Genomic DNA, 792 nt, shown 5'->3' on the forward strand with positions numbered 1-792 from the left:
GTGATCACCCATTCCAGAGCATCGTGATCACCATTTCCAGCCGATCGTGATCGCTATTTCCAGCGATCGCGATCGGGGGCAACCAGGAGGCGCGCACCGCTGACAGCCTGCAACCCGGGTAGCTTGGTCTTTTGCCTAACCGCAGAGGATCGAGATGCCGACCGAGAGACTGTCCATGCGCCACATTCGTGAAGTTCTACGCCTGCACTACAGCGTCGGCATGTCGCAACGCGCCGTTGCCCGCAGCCTGGGCTTGGCCCAGGGCACGGTCAGCAAGTACCTCAACCGAACCCGCCGCGCCGGCCTGACCTGGCCGTTGCCGCCGGAGCTGGATGACGATGTCCGGCTCGGAACCGCCTGTATCCGCCACCATCCGATCGGCCCAGCGACGAGCGCCCGCATCCGGATTGGGCGCTCGTGCATCGCGAGCTGCGGCGGAGGAACGTTACGCTGATGCTGTTGTGGGAGGAGTATTGCGACGCAAGCTCCGACAGCTTCAGCTATGCGTGGTTCTGCGAACGCTACAAGGAATGGGCTGGCCGCCTCAAGCCGACGCTGCGCCAGGTCCATGTCGCCGGCGAGAAGCTGTTCGTCGACTATTCCGGCCACACCATGGAGGTGGTTGACGGGCTCAGCGGCGAGGTGCGCAGCATGCAGATCTTCGTCGCCGTGCTCGGCGCCTCGAACTACACCTATGCCGAAGCCAGCTTCAGCCAGAGCCTGCCGGACTGGATCGCCTCGCACGTTCGGGCATTCTCCTATTTCGGTGGCGTGGCCCGGCAGACGGTGAGC

At 64.0% G+C, this 792-nt stretch carries 1 protein-coding gene and 1 pseudogene; both read left to right on the plus strand.

Going from position 1 to position 792, the window contains the following annotated elements:
• The first annotated feature begins 175 nt into the window (after window positions 1–175).
• Complete coding sequence (locus IVA78_RS23085) at window positions 176–454, plus strand: sigma factor-like helix-turn-helix DNA-binding protein (protein ID WP_247468120.1); 279 nt, start codon at window positions 176–178, stop codon at window positions 452–454.
• Window positions 454–792, plus strand: a pseudogene (locus tag IVA78_RS23090) (IS21 family transposase); the annotation flags it as partial. The gene IVA78_RS23085 and the pseudogene IVA78_RS23090, both read left to right, overlap by 1 nt.

It is taken from the genome of Bradyrhizobium sp. 137, assembly GCF_023074095.1.
Classification (GTDB): Bacteria; Pseudomonadota; Alphaproteobacteria; order Rhizobiales; family Xanthobacteraceae; genus Bradyrhizobium.